The sequence below is a fragment of the Selenomonas sp. WCT3 genome (genome assembly GCA_900100835.1).
GTDB classification, from domain to species: Bacteria; Bacillota; Negativicutes; order Selenomonadales; family Selenomonadaceae; genus Selenomonas_A; species Selenomonas_A ruminantium_E.
Window position 1 is genome coordinate 1 of record FNCM01000014.1, and the last position, 16,347, is coordinate 16,347.

Sequence of the window (16,347 nt, forward strand, 5' to 3'; positions counted from 1 at the left end):
GACGAAACTGCTTTTCCAACGAGAACGCAGGCAAAAATTTCTTGCTTCACGCGGAACGTCAAGGCTACGCTTATGGTACTGGGGCCCCCGCCGCCTCGGTTAGAGTCGGTACGAATTGCTACGCCCTCGGAGGGGGGAGCCCCGCGAAACTTGCCACAGACTCAGCCGCCGCTAGGGGCAGTGCCATAAACGAAGCGTTTGATATTTTCCGTTAAGAACGAAATTTTTATCCTCCCCCTTCGTCGGAAAAATTCTACCGTCCAAGCGAAGCGCGTTTTGGATTTTTCCGATGCTTAATTAACGATAAAAATTTCGTTTAGGAAATATCTCCCGCGTAGTGTTGGCACTGCCCCTAGCGGCGGCGAAGAGTTGCTTCGAATGAGATTCGTGTAACCTACAAACTGTAATTTTACAGCCCTTTGTGGTGCGATTTTTTAGGTATGGCCGCTGGCTAGTTCGGCGGCTTCTTGGTAGAGGGTTATGATGTCGGCGTGATGCTGTTTGAGGTAGGTCACCGCTTGTTTTTGTTGGTTTGGCGTGGCGCCGTCGGCTAGGTAGTCTTTGGCGGCCTGTTCCTGTGCCTTGGCTTTTTCGTTGAGGGTGCGGCAGCCGATGGTTAGTGCCGCGGATTTCAGTGCGTGGATGTTGATGCGGTAGTCCTGCCAGTCGGCGGTGGAGAGGTCGTGGTCAAGCTGGGCGATTTTGGCGGCGGCCTGTTCGCTGAACATGGTAAGTACTTTGCCGTATAAAACCTGCATGTTGTTGCAGTATTTCAGTCCAAGTTGGCGATCAATCAGTGGCTGGTCGTCACTGGCAGGCGGTGGACTGGCTGGTGCGGTGGGGGCCTCTTTACTGGCTGCTGCTGGTGGTGCGGCGGGAGGTTCCTCCAGCACGGAAGGCGGCAGATAGCGGTGCAGCATAGCCGTCAAGTCGTCGCCGGTCATAGGTTTGCTCAGATAGTTGTCAAAACCTTCCTGCAGGAATTTTTCCCGTGAGCCGGAAAGGGCGGTGGCGGTCAGGGCGATGAAGCGGGTGCCGCTGATGTTGGGGAGTTCTTTGGCTTTATGAAGGGTTTCGACTCCGTCCATGCCTGGCATCATGTAGTCGAGCAGCACCACATCGAAGGGCTGGCTCTGCAGAGCTTCCAGCGCCTCGGTGCCGCTGTGGGCAATGGTGGTCTGTACCTGGGTTTCCTGGAGCAGACTGTCGGCGACAAAGCAGTTCATTTCGTTGTCGTCGACGATGAGTACCCGGGCTTTGGGGGCGATGAAGCTGGCCTGATGGATGTCGTCGTCTACAGGTTCTGTTGGTGCCGTCAGGCTAAAGACACCCACCGGGTCAAAGGAGTGGACGGCTTGGGGCAGTTCAATGGTAAAGGTACTGCCTTCGCCGTAGGTGCTGGTGACTTTTATGGTGCCTCCCATCATGGTCAGCAGCCGATGGGTGATGGCAAGGCCAAGGCCTGTGCCCTCAATCTTGCAGTTGCGCTTGATGTCGAGGCGTTCAAAGACGTGGAATAGCCGGTTCTTGTCCTCTTCCCGGATGCCAATGCCGGTATCGGTTATGGCGGCGCGCAGATAGAGGGTGCTTTCGTGGCGATGGCCGCTGATGTCGAGGGTGACGGAACCCGCCGGGGTGTATTTGATGGCGTTGTTGAGGAGGTTTATGAGGATTTGGCGCAGGCGGCCGGCGTCCCCGTAGAGGCCGTTGGGCAGATAAGGATCAACGTGGATTTTGAATTGCAGGCCTTTGGCCTGGGCGCGTACGCCGACTAATGTGCAGACTTCACGCAGGGTATTGGTCAGCTGATAATCGGCGGGGACGATTTCCATATGGCCGGATTCGATTTTTGAGAAATCGAGGATTTCGTTGATTAGGCTTAATAGAGCGCTGGAGGCCGACTGGATATTGCGGGCGTAACGCTGGATTTCCCCTGAGGGAGCCTGGCGCAGAATCATTTCGTTCATGCCGCTGATGGCGTTTAGCGGCGTGCGGATTTCGTGGCTCATGTTGGCGAGAAATTGGCTCTTAGCCTGGTTGGCGGCATCAGCGGCGGCGCGGGCCTTGCGCAGTTCCTCGTTTTCGGCTACGCGGGTCTGGGCCATCAACAGGTAGATGCTAAGGCAGGCAAAGAGCACGAGCATCAGGGTGAAGAGGAAGAAGACCCGCTGATAAACGCTGATGATTTGGCCGGCAACTGCCGACCAGGGCATGTAGCCAATCATGGAAAAGTCGGTTTGCGGCAGGTCGGCACCAAAGACGAAGTATTTCCCTTCTGCGCCTTCCGTGTAGACGGCGGCCGCTTTGCTGCGCAGGAGGCGGCGATGGACTTCGCGCATGCCGGCTTGGATGGCGTCATCCCCCCAGAACCGGGCATCTTCGGTGGTGTAGTTTTCGTAGGGGACAGCCAAACTGCCGTCGCGGTATTGGATGATGACATGGGTAAAGGCATCATAGTCCGAGAGAGCAAACAGGTGCGGTAGCGAATCAATCGGATAGATTTGATAGAGGACATAGCGGACGTTGTCCCCGTAGACGACTGGGGTGGCTAGCAGGATGCCGATGTCGGGATTGTAGTCGATAACCGTGTTGCCGTGGAAGGCCAGCTGCAGGCGTGGAAAGGAGTCGCTGGATACGGGACGGCCCAGCGTGTGGCGCTGGAAGTCGATTAGGCCGGCCTGTCCTTCAGGCGTCTGCATGGTCAGCATGCGGAGGACCTCTTGTTTATCCCCTTCATGGGCACTAAGATGCGTGGCTGCAGTCTGCAGCGGGGTCAGGAAGCGGCGGAAGCGCTCGCCGGCCAGCAGGGAGATGTCTTCGGTCTGCCGGGCTACGGAGTGTTCGGCGGCGGTGTTTAGCAGGATGACGATTTTTTGCTGGATGAAGATTCCTGACAGCACGAGCAGCAGCACCATCATCACGATGGTCAAAAGCATTTTTTTGCGGTTATTCAAGGACGTCTACCCCCTTTACCAGCCAGTCCATATGTTGGAGCAGACGGTCATCGCGGATGGATTCATCGGTACGGCAGCGCAGGTTGCCCTGCCGGTCATGGATTTCGCCGGCAAAGATGAACTTGCCGTTCAGCATGGCTTGTTTGAGCTGGGAAAGTTTATCCTTCTCGTCTTCGGTGACGGCTGCGGAAAAGCCGCAGAGCTCCACGAAGCCGGCTTCCATGCCTACCCATTGTTTGTCGACGTAGTTTAATTCTCCTTTTAAATACCGGCGGATAATATCTTCGTAGTAGCGGTCCCAATTGCAGACCACAGAGGTAAGGGCATGGTCAGAGCGCCAGGGATGCTGGCCCAGGTCCTCGTAGTAGCCGATGTAGTCGATGCCGAGTTCTTCCGCCACATCGGCTGCGGCGGGTTCATCTTGATGATAGGTCAGGATGTCGGCTCCTGCCTCCTGTATCAGGCGGCGGGCTTCTGCAGCTTCTTTTTCTTCATCCTGCCAGCTGCCAGTCCACATGACGATGACGCGGGCGTTGGGGTTGGTTTGCTGGACTCCTAAAGTGAAGGCGTTAATGCCGCGGTTGACTTCGGAGTTCTGCATGGCGGCTACATAGCCGATGACATTGCTCTTGGTGCGCAGGCCAGCTAAGGCACCGGCCAGATAGCGCCCCTGATACATGCGGATAAAGTACGAAGTCATGTTGCGGGCGTGGCATTCCGCTGAATTGGTGCCAAAGGCTATCTGCGGATATTCGTGTACGAATTGCCGGGCTTCTTCCGAGTAGGAATAACTGGCCAGGAAAATCATGCCGGCCCCGTCCTGGGCAAGCTCTTGGACGGCCTTGGTGCAAGCGCCTTCGCCGATAATGCGCTCTTTAGTCAGCAGTTCAATATGCATTTTGTCGCAGGCCCGGCGGATGCCGCGATACTGGGGGGCGTTCCAGCCTTCTTCGTCGATGCCTCCTAGCAGGACAATGCCGGCTTTTGGCTGGGGCTGGTCAAAGGTGCTGCTGGAAAAAATCCAGCAGCCGCCAGCCAGGACGATCAGGATGAAGCTGATGATGAGCAGAGTTCCCCCCTGGGATAAACTGCGCTGTGGTTTCGCGCTCATGGCCGTCCCTCCTGAAGTTCGTAGTTGGTATCTTCATCAATCATCTGTAGCATGATATCGTCAAATTCTGGGTCAAGCTGTGTGCCGCGGGCTTTTTCCATTTCCTGCCGGACAATTGCTTGGGGCAGGATATCGCGGTAGCTTCGTTTGGATGTCATGGCGTCGTAGCTGTCAGCCACGGCAATGATGCGGACTTTTTCGGGAATTTCTGTCCCCGCAAGTCCGTCGGGATAGCCCGTGCCGTCATAGCGTTCGTGATGGCTGCGGGATGCTTCGGCCAGTTCGGGCATTTCGGCCACATGCGCAAGAATATCGCCGCCGATTACGGTATGTTGCTGAATCGCGGCGTATTCTTCGTCGGTAAGTTTTCCGTTTTTGTTGATGAGGCTTGAGGGAATGCCGATTTTGCCAATGTCATGGAGTTGAGCCATGTAGTAGACATCCCGCTGGTATTCGGCGGATTTTCCTGCCCGGCGGGCGATTTCCAGCGCGTAATCCGCTACGCGGTGGGAATGTCCGTGGGTGTAGGTGTCCTTGGCATCGATGGTGTCAGCTAAGGTTTCAATCATCTCCCGGAACAGACGCTGGGTGGATGCCAGCTGGGCCTGGGCGAGGGCGGTCTGTCGGTCGATTTCCTGCTGCATGTGATGCTGCAGGGCCTTTAACTCCAGTGTCCGCTCGATGCGGCGCAGGATGAGGGTGGGGATAAAGGGTTTATGGACGAAGTCAAAGGCCCCCGCTTGGATGCCACGGACTTCGGTTTCCTGATCGAGGTCGCCAGTGAGCATGATGACCGGGATTTCTTTGGTTTGTGGGTTTTGCTGCAGGGCAGCGAGGACTTCAAAGCCGTTCATCTTGGGCATATTGATATCGAGCAGGATAAGGTCGATAGCTGGTTTTGCTGGTCCAGTTAGCAGAGCCAGTGCCTCGGGGCCGCTGGCGGCGGCAGTAAAGTCATAATCCGTGCTTAAAATGGCGTCGAGCATCATCCGGTTCATGGAATCGTCATCGACAGCCAGGATGTGGTGACGGTTGACCGGCGGAACATTCATAAATGCCTCCTTTGGGTACTGCATAAATCCTTTCAGGTTAATTTTAGCTAAAAGAATTATTAAAATCTATGCAGTTGCCAAAAGTGGCAGTTTTTTGCCAAAAGTGGCAATTCCTGCTAGTCGCGCGGGCAAAATCATGTATAATAAAAGCGTAGAAGTGATTTTCTGTTTTGGTGGAGGATTGCTGTGAAAATTGCTATTGTCGATGATGAAGCGGAGGCCCGGGAAGAATTACAGCAGGTGCTGCGCAGCTGTGGCATTGCACTAGTGGAGCAGGCAGATTGCTGGCATTATGCCAGCGGGGAAGAATTTTTGGCAGGTTTTCAGCCGGATTCGTTTCAGCTGGTATTCCTCGACATCCGCATGGAGGGGATGAACGGTATCGAGACGGCCCGGCTGATCCGGAAACAGACGGCTAATCTGCCCATCGTCTTTTTGACCAGCAGTGCAGACTATGCCCTGGAGGGCTATCAGGTGTTCCCCGCCGGGTATCTGCTGAAACCCATCAGACAGGGGCGGTTACAGCTTTTGGATATCCTGCAGCACTGTCTGCCGCAGGCGCCGGCAGTGCTGGCTGTACAATGGAATGGCCGCAAGTTGCAAGTGCCGAGAGCAAGGATCGCCTATGTAGATGTCAAGGGGAACCGCCGGGTGGGCGGGCGCCGGGGCTGTGTCGTCCATTTGTTGGCGGACAGGGAACTGGCCGTGGATACTCCTTATCCGGAGGTGGCGGCAGCACTGCGGGCGGCAGATTTTGCCGAATGCTATAACCATCTGCTCGTCAATTTTGCGGCGGTGGAAACACTGCTGGCGGATGGCTTTGAATTGAAGAATGGGGAGCGGTTGCCAATAAGCCGGCGGCTTTACCGTGAGGTTTCCCGTGATTACATGGAGTATCTGCTCAGAAAGTGAGGCTGGCATGGTAGTTCTATTGGCGTTCGCATTGGTTGGTTTGCAGCTTTCGGGGGTCTGGCTTCGCTATTTGCCCTTTGCCAAAACGGTGTTGGCGTCACAGCGGCGCCGGCTGCAATGGCTGTCGGCCGGCTGGAGTCTAGTGGCTGTTTTAGGCTATGCGGCAGTGCTGAATTGGTATGACGGGGATGTCTTGCGGTTCAAGCTGCTGGTGGCCTTTGGGTGGCTTCCCTTTTTCCTGATTGCGTATTACTGCATTCCGCGCGGTTTTGTGCAGCATTTGTTTGTCCTCGGGATGCATAGCTTATTTTCGCTGTTGCTTCACACCATCAGTGGTTTTATTGTGGGGATGGTATTGCCGGCTGACTACGGGGATATCCTGCACATGCTGGTGCTGCTGGGCTGTTATTTGTTGTTGTTTGTCCTGCTTATTCCGCTGGAACGGCGGTTGTTTGGCCGCTTGATACCGACACAGAAATTTTTCCAATACCGGCCGCTGGGGCTTTATATATCCCTGATGCCGCTGGTGGTCTTGTTCGCTTATGCGCTGCCGATGTTGGATGGGCAGCTCTATCACAGCATCCCTGAGCGCGTGGGGCGGTTGGCACTGCCAATCTTTTTCTTTTTGATGTTCCGGCTCGTTCTCATGGCGGGACATCAGATGTCGGAGCACACAGCCGAAGTCAATCGCAACAATCTATTGGCCCAGCAGCTGTATTCCCTGCGGGAATACACGCGCCTTACCGAAGAGAAGCGGCAGGCCCTGCGCATCCTTCGCCATGATATGCGGCATTACAATCGCCTGCTGGGGACACTGCTTGACGCTGGACGGATCGATGAAGCCCGGCAGCTCATCGACAAGCAGGAGGCAGAGCTTGAGCATACGGCCTTGAAAGAATTTTGTGCCAATGACCTCATCAATGCCACCTTGTCGATTTACGTGTATCATCTGGGAAATTTGGAAATCCCGCTGCAACAGAAGGTCAATTTGCCGCGGGAGATGACCGGGATGGATACGGATGTGGCGATTTTGCTTTCGAATCTGCTGGAAAATGCCTTGCATGCGAGTTTAAAGCAGCCCGTTACTGACCGGGCGGTCAAAGTGTCGGCACAGTGTGCGGAGGGGCAGTTTGTGTTGTCGGTGGCCAACCGCTTTGAGGAACCGCTGCTGTTTGACCAAGAGGGGCTTCCTTATAGTGAAATGCCCGGCCATGGAACGGGGATGATATCCCTGCGGGCCTTTATCCGCAAATATGCTGCCCAATGTGATTTCCGCCAGCAGGATGGCTGGGTTACCGTGATGCTTTACTGGCATGGAGACAGTTGAAATAGCTGGCATACGAAAAAGGAGACTTCCCGAAGGAAGTCTCCTTTTGTATTGCGTTATGCTTATGACGCAGGCAATTATTTGATGCCAGCACCATCGAGAGCGCTGCGAACGCTCTGAGCAGCTTTGTGCATTTTCTCGAGCTCGTCATCCGTAAGATGTACTTCGAAGGAACGCATGATACCGTCAGCGCAAACCATACGAGGAATGGAAAGAGCGACGTCTTTGAGGCCATACTCGCCTTCGAGAACTGCGGAGCACGGGAGAATCGTGTGCTCATCGTACAGAACAGCTTTGATGAAGCGGCAAGCAGCCATAGCGATACCCGTGTTGGTGAAGCCTTTGCGGTTGATAACGTCGTAAGCAACCTGAACGAGCTCCTGCTCAACAGCCTCGTGGCTGAGTTTGTCCGTTTTGTGGAAGTACTCATCGAGGTCATCAATCGGGAAGCCTGCGCAGCCCGTCGTGGACCAAGCAACGAAAGCAGCGTTGCCGTGCTCACCGAGAACATAACCGTTGATGTTCTTCGGGTCAACCTGGTATTTGTCAGCCAAGATACGACGGAAACGATACGTCTCAAGCATCGTACCAGTGCCGAGGATGAGGTTGCGCGGATAATCGAACTGGGTGGATACAACATAAGTAGCAACGTCGAGCGGGTTCGTGATCATGATGATCATAGCGGACTTCGTGCGTTTTACGATTTCGCCGAAAACGGACTGCATGATTTTTGCATTCGTGCCAGCCAGTTTCAGGCGGTCCGGCGTCTCACCCGGGCGGATGGACGGGCCAGCCGTGATGACGATGATGTTAGCATCTTTGCAGTCATCATAGTCGCCGAGGTGGAATTTGATGTTGGTGCTGTAAATGCAGGAAGTAGCATGGCTGGAGTCTTTAGCCTCGCCCCAAGCTTTGTCCTCATTCAAGTCAATCAGAGCGACTTCCGTTGCGAGCTGGAAGTCAGCGATTTTGTTAGCAACGGCAGAGCCGACGTTGCTGGCACCGATGACGACGATTTTTCTTCTGTTGTTCATGTTGTATAAACCCCCTGTTTTTTTATGAAAGATATTAATGTGAAAAATATCCCTAAGTCATGCTAATGGTATCATTCTGTCTAGGGGTTGTCAATGCGTTACAAAAAGAAATAAAAGCGAAATTTTTCATAAAATTATTATAAATTGTCTCAAATAACGTGAAAATGAATAAATTTATTTGCAATATTGTATTTCTAAGTTATTTATTATATATTATAAGATGTGTCTTTGGAGAAACTATATCGTTTTCGATATGGTTCCATAGAGTTTTCAGTGTAATTTATATAATAGATATCAGACAATCTGATTGTATTATAGTTGGAAGGGGCAAGAACATGTTTGGCATGTCTATGGATATTGGTATTGACCTGGGTACGGCCAACGTACTCGTTTATGTAAAAGGCAAAGGTATTGTATTGCGTGAGCCGTCGGTGGTCGCGGTTGACCGCGATTCCAACCGGGTGCTGGCCATTGGTGAGGAAGCGCGCCAGATGATTGGCCGCACGCCGGGCAACATCGTAGCAATCCGTCCGCTGCGCGAAGGCGTTATTGCGGATTATGATATTACGGAGAGCATGCTGCGCCACTTTATCGAAAAGGTAGTAGGCCGCAGTTTCGTATTCCGTCCGCGCATTATGATTTGTATCCCCTCTGGCGTCACGATGGTTGAGCAGCGCGCCGTTCAGGAAGCTGCTGAACAGGCCGGTGCCCGTCACACCCAGCTCATTGAGGAGCCGCTGGCAGCTGCTCTCGGTGCTGGCCTTGACATCGTTGAGCCCTGTGGTTCGATGGTTGTCGATATCGGCGGCGGCACGACGGATATCGCTGTCATCTCGCTTGGCGGTATCGTCAACAGCGCTTCGCTGCGCATCGCTGGCGATAAGTTCGATGAGGATATCATCGCCTATGTTAAACGTGAGTTCAACATCATGATTGGTGAGCGCACGGCTGAGGATATTAAGATGCGTGTGGGTGCGGCTTTTGCCGATGCTCGCAATGAGATCATGGATATCCGTGGCCGCGACCTGCTGTCTGGTCTGCCGAAGAACGTGGAAATCAACACGCGTCAGGCAGCTGAGGCTATGCATCAGTCGGTAACGCGCATTGTCGACTGCGTCAAGAAGGTTCTTGAGGATACGCCGCCAGAACTGTCGGCGGACATCATGGACCGCGGTATCGTGCTCACCGGCGGTGGCGCTATGCTCTATGGTCTCGACGAGCTGATTCGCCGTGAGACCTTTATTCCGACGGCTTTGGCGGATGATGCGCTGTCCTGCGTAGCCCTTGGCTGCGGCAAGGCTTTGGATACCTTCTCAAAGTTTGATGGCAAGGCTATGAATTTTAAAACGGGAAAATAATTTTTGAGGAATCAGGCGGAACTACAAGGAGTTTCGCCTGATTTCGCGAATAAAAGAAGTAAGGATTATTATGGAGATGGAGGGCCATCCAGCAGGATGGCTTGAACAAGGGAGTGAAGAGCAATGTGGCGTGGGCTTTATACGGCAGGCGCAGGTATGATTACCGAAACCAAGCGCACGGATACGATTGCCAATAACTTGGCAAATGCCAATACCACGGGATTCAAACGGGATGAGACCATCAGTGCAGAGTTTGCCCCGATGCTGTTAAAACGCATCAACGATGGCAAGGATTACAACGATGTTACGTCCTTTAAGGGCTTCAGCATCGGCGGCAATGCGCCGACCGTTGGTACGTTGGGGTTGGGTTCGTACGTCAATGAGATCGCAACAGACCATAGTCAGGGCGGGTTCCAGACTACGGGCAATCCGCTGGATTTGGCGATTTCTGGTGATGGTTATTTTGCTGTCCAGACACCCCAGGGGGTTCGCTATACCCGTGATGGCAATTTCTACAAATCGGCAACTGGTCAGATTCAGACGGTGAATGGTCAGGCGGTTTTGGATACGCAGAATCAGCCTATCGTGATTCCGCCGGAAGCAACGAGCATTACCGTGGGAGCCAAGGGTGAGATTTTCGCCGGCAATGAGCAGATTGCCCAGCTGCAGTTCGTGCAGTTTGGCGGTGACCGCCGGGCGGTGCTCAAACAGGGGGACAGCCTCTACTATCCTCAGGAAGGCGCTCAACCCCAGGCGGCAGGCGGTGAGATTTTCCAGGGAATGCTGGAAAACTCCAATACCAATGTGGTATCGGAGATGGTAAATCTCATCAATAATTACCGCATCTACGAGGCCGGCTCCAAGGCGGTAACGACGCAGGATACGCTTTTGGATAAATCGGTCAATGAAGTGGGCCGTGTCTAAGATAACGGTTTGATTGATTTTTAATTTAAGCACAAGGCGGTTTTCACCGATACTATTTAATAGATGAGAAGAAATGCCGCTATACCTATCGATTTAAATTGGGAATGAGGGAGGAATCTTAACTATGATGAGAGCACTTTGGTCCGCAGCTTCCGGCATGAAGGGCCAGCAGACGAATATGGATGTTATCTCCAATAACATCGCGAATGTCAACACCTATGGTGGCAAGAAGGTCCGTGCGGAATTCCAGGACCTCGTCTATCAGACGATTCGCGATGCTGGAGCCCAGAGCGGTGCTGATTCGCAGTATCCGACGGGCATGCAGATTGGTCTGGGTACCCGGGTAGCTGCTACGAACCGCGTTTTCACGCAGGGCTCGCTGCAGACGACGGACAACCCGACGGATATCGGTATCCAGGGTGAGGGCTTTTTCCGCGTTACGCTGCCGGACGGCACCATTGGCTATACCCGCGATGGTTCGTTCAAACTGGACTCCCAGCGTCGTATGGTAACGACGGACGGTTATCCGCTGGCCGATGATATCACCATCGACCAGAACGCTCCGAGCGATTCCATCGTCATTGCTGGTGATGGCCAGGTTTCCTGCACGCCAGCTGGCGGTGCTCAGCAGAATGTCGGTCAGATTACCCTGGCACGTTTCGTCAATCCGGCAGGCCTTACCGCTATCGGCAAGAACCTTTTTGTCGTTTCTGAGGCTTCGGGTGAGGCGATTGAGAGCAACCCGGGTGAGGAAGGCGCCGGTACGCTGACCCAGGGAACCCTTGAAATGAGTAACGTTCAGATTGTTGAGGAAATGGTCAACATGATTATTTCTCAGCGTGCATACGAGTCCAACTCGAAGGCAGTCACCACATCCGACTCCATGTTGGAGATTGCCAATGGCCTCAAGCGTTGATTGAATTGAAGAAGATTTCTTTAGCCATTCTGTGTTTTTTATGGAGTGGCTTCTTCTGTCTCTTTATGCCGGCTGCTCCTAGAGCTTTGGCGGCTTCGGCTTATCCCCAGAACATTTCCACGGAGCGGTTCGTTGAACTGGCCAGCCAGAAGGTGGAAGCTAAGCTTCAGGAGATGGGGGAGACACGGCGTCATGAGCTACTGCTCATCCGGGCAGCGCAGCCCATGAAACTGCCGCCAGGGCCGATTATCTGTGAGGTGGAATTGCCCCAGGCGGTGAAATACAGCGGCAATGTGCCGGTTCATATCCGGGTCTTTGTCAATGGTAAATTCTACCGAAGGACTGTCTGCTATTATGAGGTGGCAGTCTATGATAAAATCCTCGTTGCCGAGCACGATTTACTGCTCGAAAAACCAATCCAGCCCACAGATGTGCGGCTGGAAGAGCGTCGGGTAGAGAGCGGAAATGGACGATATCTCACCAAGATGGATGATTTGGCCGGGCGTGTTCCCGCCAGGGTTATCCGCGCAGGCAGTGCGGTGGAGTCAGCTATGCTGCAGAATCCGATTGTGTTTAACGTCGGAGCCCCGCTGACGATTATTGCCAACTACCATGGGGTCGAGGTAAAGACCGATGGGGTGGCAATGCAACGGGGCCGCGTAGGTGGTGAGGTAAGGGTGCGCAATGTGCGCTCAGGCAAGGTCCTCCGCGGCAGAGTAATCGATGCGAAGACGGTTGAAATCATAAGTTGAAAGCAGGTGTACCAATGAGGAATAAAGTCAAACACTATAAGAAATTGTCAGCGGCTTTGGCAATGGCTTTTACCGTGTCGGCCTTCGCGGTGCCGGCAGCTTCTGCCCAGTCGCTTTGGTCGGATAATGGTTCCAGCTATAATGTGTTTGCGGACCGTAAGGCCCGTCAAGTCGGGGATATCCTGACTATTGTCATCAGTGAGTCCACAAGCCTGTCGGCGACGAAGGGCAGCTCGAACAGCAAGAGCGGCAATGTTTCCCTGTCGGCTGGCGTCGGTATTTTTGACTTCTTGAAGGCGGCTTCGGCCAGCGGTTCGGATTCCTTTAAGGCCAACGGTTCGGCAACGTCGAAGAACACCACGAGTGGTAACGTAACGGTAACGGTTGTGGATGTGCAGCCCAATGGCAATATGACGGTTGAGGGCACCCAGTCCATCTGGCAGAACCGCAACGAACACAAGATAACCTTCCGCGGTGTCTGCCGTCAGGATGATGTCTCGGCTAACAACACCATTATGTCGACGAAAATCGCCGATGCTACGGTCAAATTCGATGGCAAGGGCCCTCTTAACTCGAAGCAGCGCCAGGGCATTCTGACGCAGGTCTTTAACTTCCTGTTCTAAGGAGCGGAGGATATTATGAAGAAAATACTCGCATTACTTATGGCCGGTGTTTTTGCCATCGGTCTTATGCCGGGGACAGCTTCGGCAGACAGTGCTGTCACGCGCATCAAGGATATCTCCAAGGTACAGGGGGTGCGCGCCAATCAGCTTATGGGCTATGGCCTGGTGGTGGGCCTTGATGGCACCGGTGACGGCAACAAGTCAACGGAGACGATTCAGTCCATTGTCAACATGCTCAAAAGCTTCGGCGTATCCATTAACCAGTCGACGCTTAAGGCGAAAAACGTAGCCGCCGTTGTGGTAACGGCTACGCTGCCGCCCTTTGTTCGCGAGGGCGACAACATCGATGTAACGGTATCTTCCATTGGTGATGCCAAGAGCATTCAGGGCGGTACCCTTTTACAGACGCCGCTGCGGGCTGGCAATGGCAACGTCTATGCGGTAGCGCAGGGGGCTGTCTCCACGGGTGGCTTTATGGCTGGTCGTGGCAGCAACACGGCCACGAAGAATTTCCCCACGGTGGGTACGACTCCTAATGGTGCCATTGTGGAGCGCAGTGTTGAAGCCGATATCGGAACGGACGGCAACATTTCCCTGTCCCTTGCGCAGCCGGATTTCACCACGGCAACCCGGGTGGCTCAGGCCATCAATTCCCAGTTTGGCAGTGTGGCTAAAGCAGCCAACCCTGGCCGAATCGATATCAGCGTACCGGCTTACTATCGCAACAATGTAGTGGCCTTTATCGCGAATATCGAGGAACTGGCGGTCATGCCGGATAATTCGGCCAAGATTGTGGTCAACGAGCGCACGGGCACCATCGTCATGGGCGGTGATGTCTCGGTGGACGAGGTCGCAATCACCCAGGGCGGTTTGTCCATCAAAGTGCAGAAGAACAAGAATGCCAATCAGCCGGATCCCTTCAGCTATGGTACGACCATTGTCACGCGCAATACGGATGTACAGGTGAAGGAGGATAAGGCCAGCACCATCGTGCTGCCGGCTACGGCTAATGTCAGCGATATCGTCGGTGCCCTTAACGCCGTTGGTGCGACGCCCCGCGATACGATTTCCATCCTGCAGGCCATCAAGGCATCTGGTGCCTTGCATGCTGAACTGCAGATTATGTAAGAATGGGAGGATGCATATGCAGATTGCTCCTTTATCGGCCATGGGACTTACGAATCAGTCCCTTACGCCGAATACTACCTATAATTCCGCGCAGGCTGCGGCAGAATCGTCCCAGTTCGCATCCATGCTTAAGGATCTCAAAGATAAGGCTGCTGGTGCCACTTCGGCCAATCATGTAGTCAATGAGGCGGCTACCTCGAAACAGGATAAGGCCCTGAAGGACGCCTGCAAGGGCTTCGAGGGTATGTTCCTGTCGATGATGTACAAGCAGATGCGGGCCACGGTTCCTAAAGACGCTTTGTTTGGCGAATCCAATGCCCAGAATATTTTCAAGGATATGCGCGATAATGAACTGATGAAGACGGTAGCAGAGTCCGGCGGCGTAGGGCTGGCGGATATGATGTATCGTCAGCTGTCCCCGCAGATTAAACTGCAGGAGCAGGCACGTCAGCAGGGGATGTTAAAAGCCCAGGAAGCTGCGGCGCAGGTACATCGTAAGTAAAAACGGACAAAGCCTTCCTCTTTGAGGAAGGCTTTTTTGGGAGGTTTATTCATTATGGAACTAAAACGAAAGATTTCAACGGCGCTTCTGACAGCGGTCTTTTCCCTGCAGGCGGTGACTATGGCTTCGGCGGCGGATTTGACATCGGTGCGCTATCACAGCGGCGAAGAACATGACCGCGTGGTGTTCGACTGGTCAGCCATGCCGAACTATACGGTGAAGGCCTCGGAAGATGGCCGTGAAATCACGTTTGATTTCCATGATGCTGCGGAAAAGAATTTCGTGAAAAAGCCTTTTCACAGCAGCCGCATTGAATCGGTGAAATACACGACCCTCAACGGTCACGTATTGGTCAAGGTGCGTTTTAAGGACGGATTGGTCTATAAGGTCGGCAAACTCGATAACCCGGCCAGAGTTTATGTGGATTTTTTGCCGAAAAATGCGACTAAGAAGCCGACAGCGCCAAGCAGCAGGGAGCAGAGGAAACCGGCCAGCAGTGGCAGTGGCAATATCCTGCCGCTGAAATTCGATGGCCTCTATACGGAGATGGCTGCACCGGGAATTGCCAAACGGCAGTATGTTTATTGGGATGATGCCGGCAAGGTGACGGCCTATTTCGTGGAGGCGGATAAGGACCTTTATACGATTAAACCGGTGCTGGCCAAGGGACAGGTTCCGGGTCTGCAGCGCACCAGCGGTATGTCCGATATGACAGATGCAGTAGCTGCAGTAAATGCCACTTATTTTGCCGGCAACGGGGATATGATTGGCGTGGTCAAAGTGGACGGCGTCGTGGCGGGGACTACGTATTTTGATCGGTCTGCCATCGGCATCCTGCCCAATGGCACGCCCTTTTTCGGCAAGGTATCCTACAGTGGTATGGTGACGCTGGGGGATGTGACCCAGCCGGTATCCGGCGTGGATGCCGAGCGCGGGGCCAATAATCTCATTGTCTACAACAAGTGGTATGGCAGCCGTACCCGGACCAATGAGTATGGCAAGGAATACACGGTGCAGAATGGCCGCATCACGCATATTCAGACGGGAAATTCCATTATCCCTAAGGATGGCTATGTGATCTCGGTTCATGGAACGGCGGCGGATGCCTTTGAAGGAGCCCAGGTCGGGGATCGGGCCGTTGTCAAAGAGGATTTGGGGACTAAATGGAATCAGGCTGCTCAAATCATGGGGGCCGGCCCGCGATTGGTGGCCAATGGACAGGTCAATGTTACCGCCGGCGAGGAGGAGTTCCCCGGGGATATCCGCTATGGCCGCGCGCCTCGCAGTGCCGTAGCTGTGCTCAAGAATGGCAACTACCTCTTTGGTGTGGTGGACGGCCGTCAGGCCAGCAGTCACGGGCTTACGCTGACGGATTGGGCGAAGCTGTTGGTGAAGATGGGGGCCCGCGATGCCATCAATTTGGATGGCGGTGGTTCCAGCGCACTGGTCGTCGGTGGTGTGGTACAGAATTCGCCGTCCGATGGCAGTGAGCGCTATGTGGGGAGTGCGCTTATTCTGCAACATAAATAAAAGCGTAAAGAAGGGGCTATGAAATTACAGTTTATCGGTTACCGGAGCCTTATTCGAAGCAGCTCTTCGCCACCGCTAGGGGCAGTGCCAACACTACGCGGGAGATGTTTTCCTAAACGAAATTTTTATCTTTAATTAAGCATCGAAAAAGTTGCAAAACGCGCTTCGCTTGAACGGTAGCAATTTTTCGACGAACGGTGAGGATAAAAATTTCGTTCTTCACG

Annotated in this window: 15 protein-coding genes; 11 read left to right on the forward strand and 4 right to left on the reverse strand. The window is 53.7% G+C overall.

Annotated features, from left to right (window positions below; genetic code table 11):
* Window positions 1-189 (forward strand): hypothetical protein (locus BLQ36_RS13535; RefSeq protein ID WP_218970081.1); only part of this gene is annotated, 189 nt, incomplete at its 5' end.
* A 245-nt stretch (window positions 190-434) separates the two neighbouring features.
* On the opposite strand, the gene BLQ36_RS10885 is transcribed toward BLQ36_RS13535, so the two are convergent.
* From BLQ36_RS10885 to BLQ36_RS10895, 3 genes are read right to left on the reverse strand one after another with little or no spacing between them, the layout of a single operon-like run.
* Entirely contained in the window at window positions 435-2,954 is a 2,520-nt protein-coding gene (locus BLQ36_RS10885) for an ATP-binding protein (protein WP_074515616.1), read from the reverse strand.
* Window positions 2,947-4,065 (reverse strand): BMP family ABC transporter substrate-binding protein, encoded by a 1,119-nt coding sequence (locus BLQ36_RS10890; RefSeq protein ID WP_074515617.1) that lies wholly within the window; start codon window positions 4,063-4,065, stop codon window positions 2,947-2,949. Before BLQ36_RS10890 ends, BLQ36_RS10885 begins: the two co-directional genes overlap by 8 nt.
* Window positions 4,062-5,117, reverse strand: coding sequence for an HD domain-containing phosphohydrolase (locus tag BLQ36_RS10895; RefSeq protein WP_074515618.1), 1,056 nt, complete (start codon window positions 5,115-5,117; stop codon window positions 4,062-4,064). The genes BLQ36_RS10890 and BLQ36_RS10895 overlap by 4 nt, the downstream gene beginning before the upstream one ends.
* Before the next feature lie 186 nt (window positions 5,118-5,303).
* Here BLQ36_RS10895 and BLQ36_RS10900 point away from each other — a divergent pair, with 186 nt between their 5' ends.
* Window positions 5,304-6,029 (forward strand): LytR/AlgR family response regulator transcription factor, encoded by a 726-nt coding sequence (locus tag BLQ36_RS10900; protein WP_074515619.1) that lies wholly within the window; start codon window positions 5,304-5,306, stop codon window positions 6,027-6,029.
* A complete protein-coding gene (locus tag BLQ36_RS10905; RefSeq protein WP_143558748.1) occupies window positions 5,998-7,356 on the forward strand; it encodes a GHKL domain-containing protein in 1,359 nt (452 codons plus the stop codon). The genes BLQ36_RS10900 and BLQ36_RS10905 overlap by 32 nt, the downstream gene beginning before the upstream one ends.
* A 77-nt stretch (window positions 7,357-7,433) precedes the next feature.
* Here the strand turns inward: BLQ36_RS10905 and BLQ36_RS10910 are convergent, their stop codons facing one another.
* Window positions 7,434-8,390, reverse strand: coding sequence for an L-lactate dehydrogenase (locus BLQ36_RS10910; RefSeq protein WP_033170616.1), 957 nt, complete (start codon window positions 8,388-8,390; stop codon window positions 7,434-7,436).
* Between the two features lie 335 nt (window positions 8,391-8,725).
* Here BLQ36_RS10910 and BLQ36_RS10915 point away from each other — a divergent pair, with 335 nt between their 5' ends.
* The 8 genes from BLQ36_RS10915 (at window position 8,726) to BLQ36_RS10950 (ending at window position 16,123) form a co-directional block, all read left to right on the forward strand.
* A complete protein-coding gene (locus tag BLQ36_RS10915) occupies window positions 8,726-9,748 on the forward strand; it encodes a rod shape-determining protein (protein WP_074515621.1) in 1,023 nt (340 codons plus the stop codon).
* Between the two features lie 123 nt (window positions 9,749-9,871).
* Entirely contained in the window at window positions 9,872-10,672 is an 801-nt protein-coding gene (locus tag BLQ36_RS10920; protein ID WP_074515622.1) for a flagellar hook-basal body protein, read from the forward strand.
* A gap of 124 nt (window positions 10,673-10,796) precedes the next feature.
* Window positions 10,797-11,588 (forward strand): flagellar basal-body rod protein FlgG, encoded by a 792-nt coding sequence (gene flgG / locus BLQ36_RS10925; protein ID WP_074515623.1) that lies wholly within the window; start codon window positions 10,797-10,799, stop codon window positions 11,586-11,588.
* A gap of 5 nt (window positions 11,589-11,593) precedes the next feature.
* Window positions 11,594-12,340 carry a flagellar basal body P-ring formation chaperone FlgA gene (gene flgA, locus BLQ36_RS10930; RefSeq protein WP_143558750.1) on the forward strand — a complete coding sequence of 249 codons (747 nt, stop codon included), beginning with the start codon at window positions 11,594-11,596 and terminating at the stop codon, window positions 12,338-12,340.
* 14 nt (window positions 12,341-12,354) lie between these two features.
* Window positions 12,355-12,963 (forward strand): flagellar basal body L-ring protein FlgH, encoded by a 609-nt coding sequence (locus BLQ36_RS10935; RefSeq protein WP_081342334.1) that lies wholly within the window; start codon window positions 12,355-12,357, stop codon window positions 12,961-12,963.
* 15 nt (window positions 12,964-12,978) lie between these two features.
* Entirely contained in the window at window positions 12,979-14,091 is a 1,113-nt protein-coding gene (locus tag BLQ36_RS10940) for a flagellar basal body P-ring protein FlgI (protein WP_074515625.1), read from the forward strand.
* A 16-nt stretch (window positions 14,092-14,107) separates the two neighbouring features.
* Window positions 14,108-14,593 (forward strand): rod-binding protein, encoded by a 486-nt coding sequence (locus BLQ36_RS10945; protein ID WP_081342335.1) that lies wholly within the window; start codon window positions 14,108-14,110, stop codon window positions 14,591-14,593.
* 54 nt (window positions 14,594-14,647) lie between these two features.
* Window positions 14,648-16,123: a phosphodiester glycosidase family protein gene (locus tag BLQ36_RS10950; RefSeq protein WP_074515626.1), complete on the forward strand. Its 1,476-nt coding sequence runs from the start codon at window positions 14,648-14,650 to the stop codon at window positions 16,121-16,123.
* The last annotated feature ends 224 nt before the right edge of the window (window positions 16,124-16,347 follow it).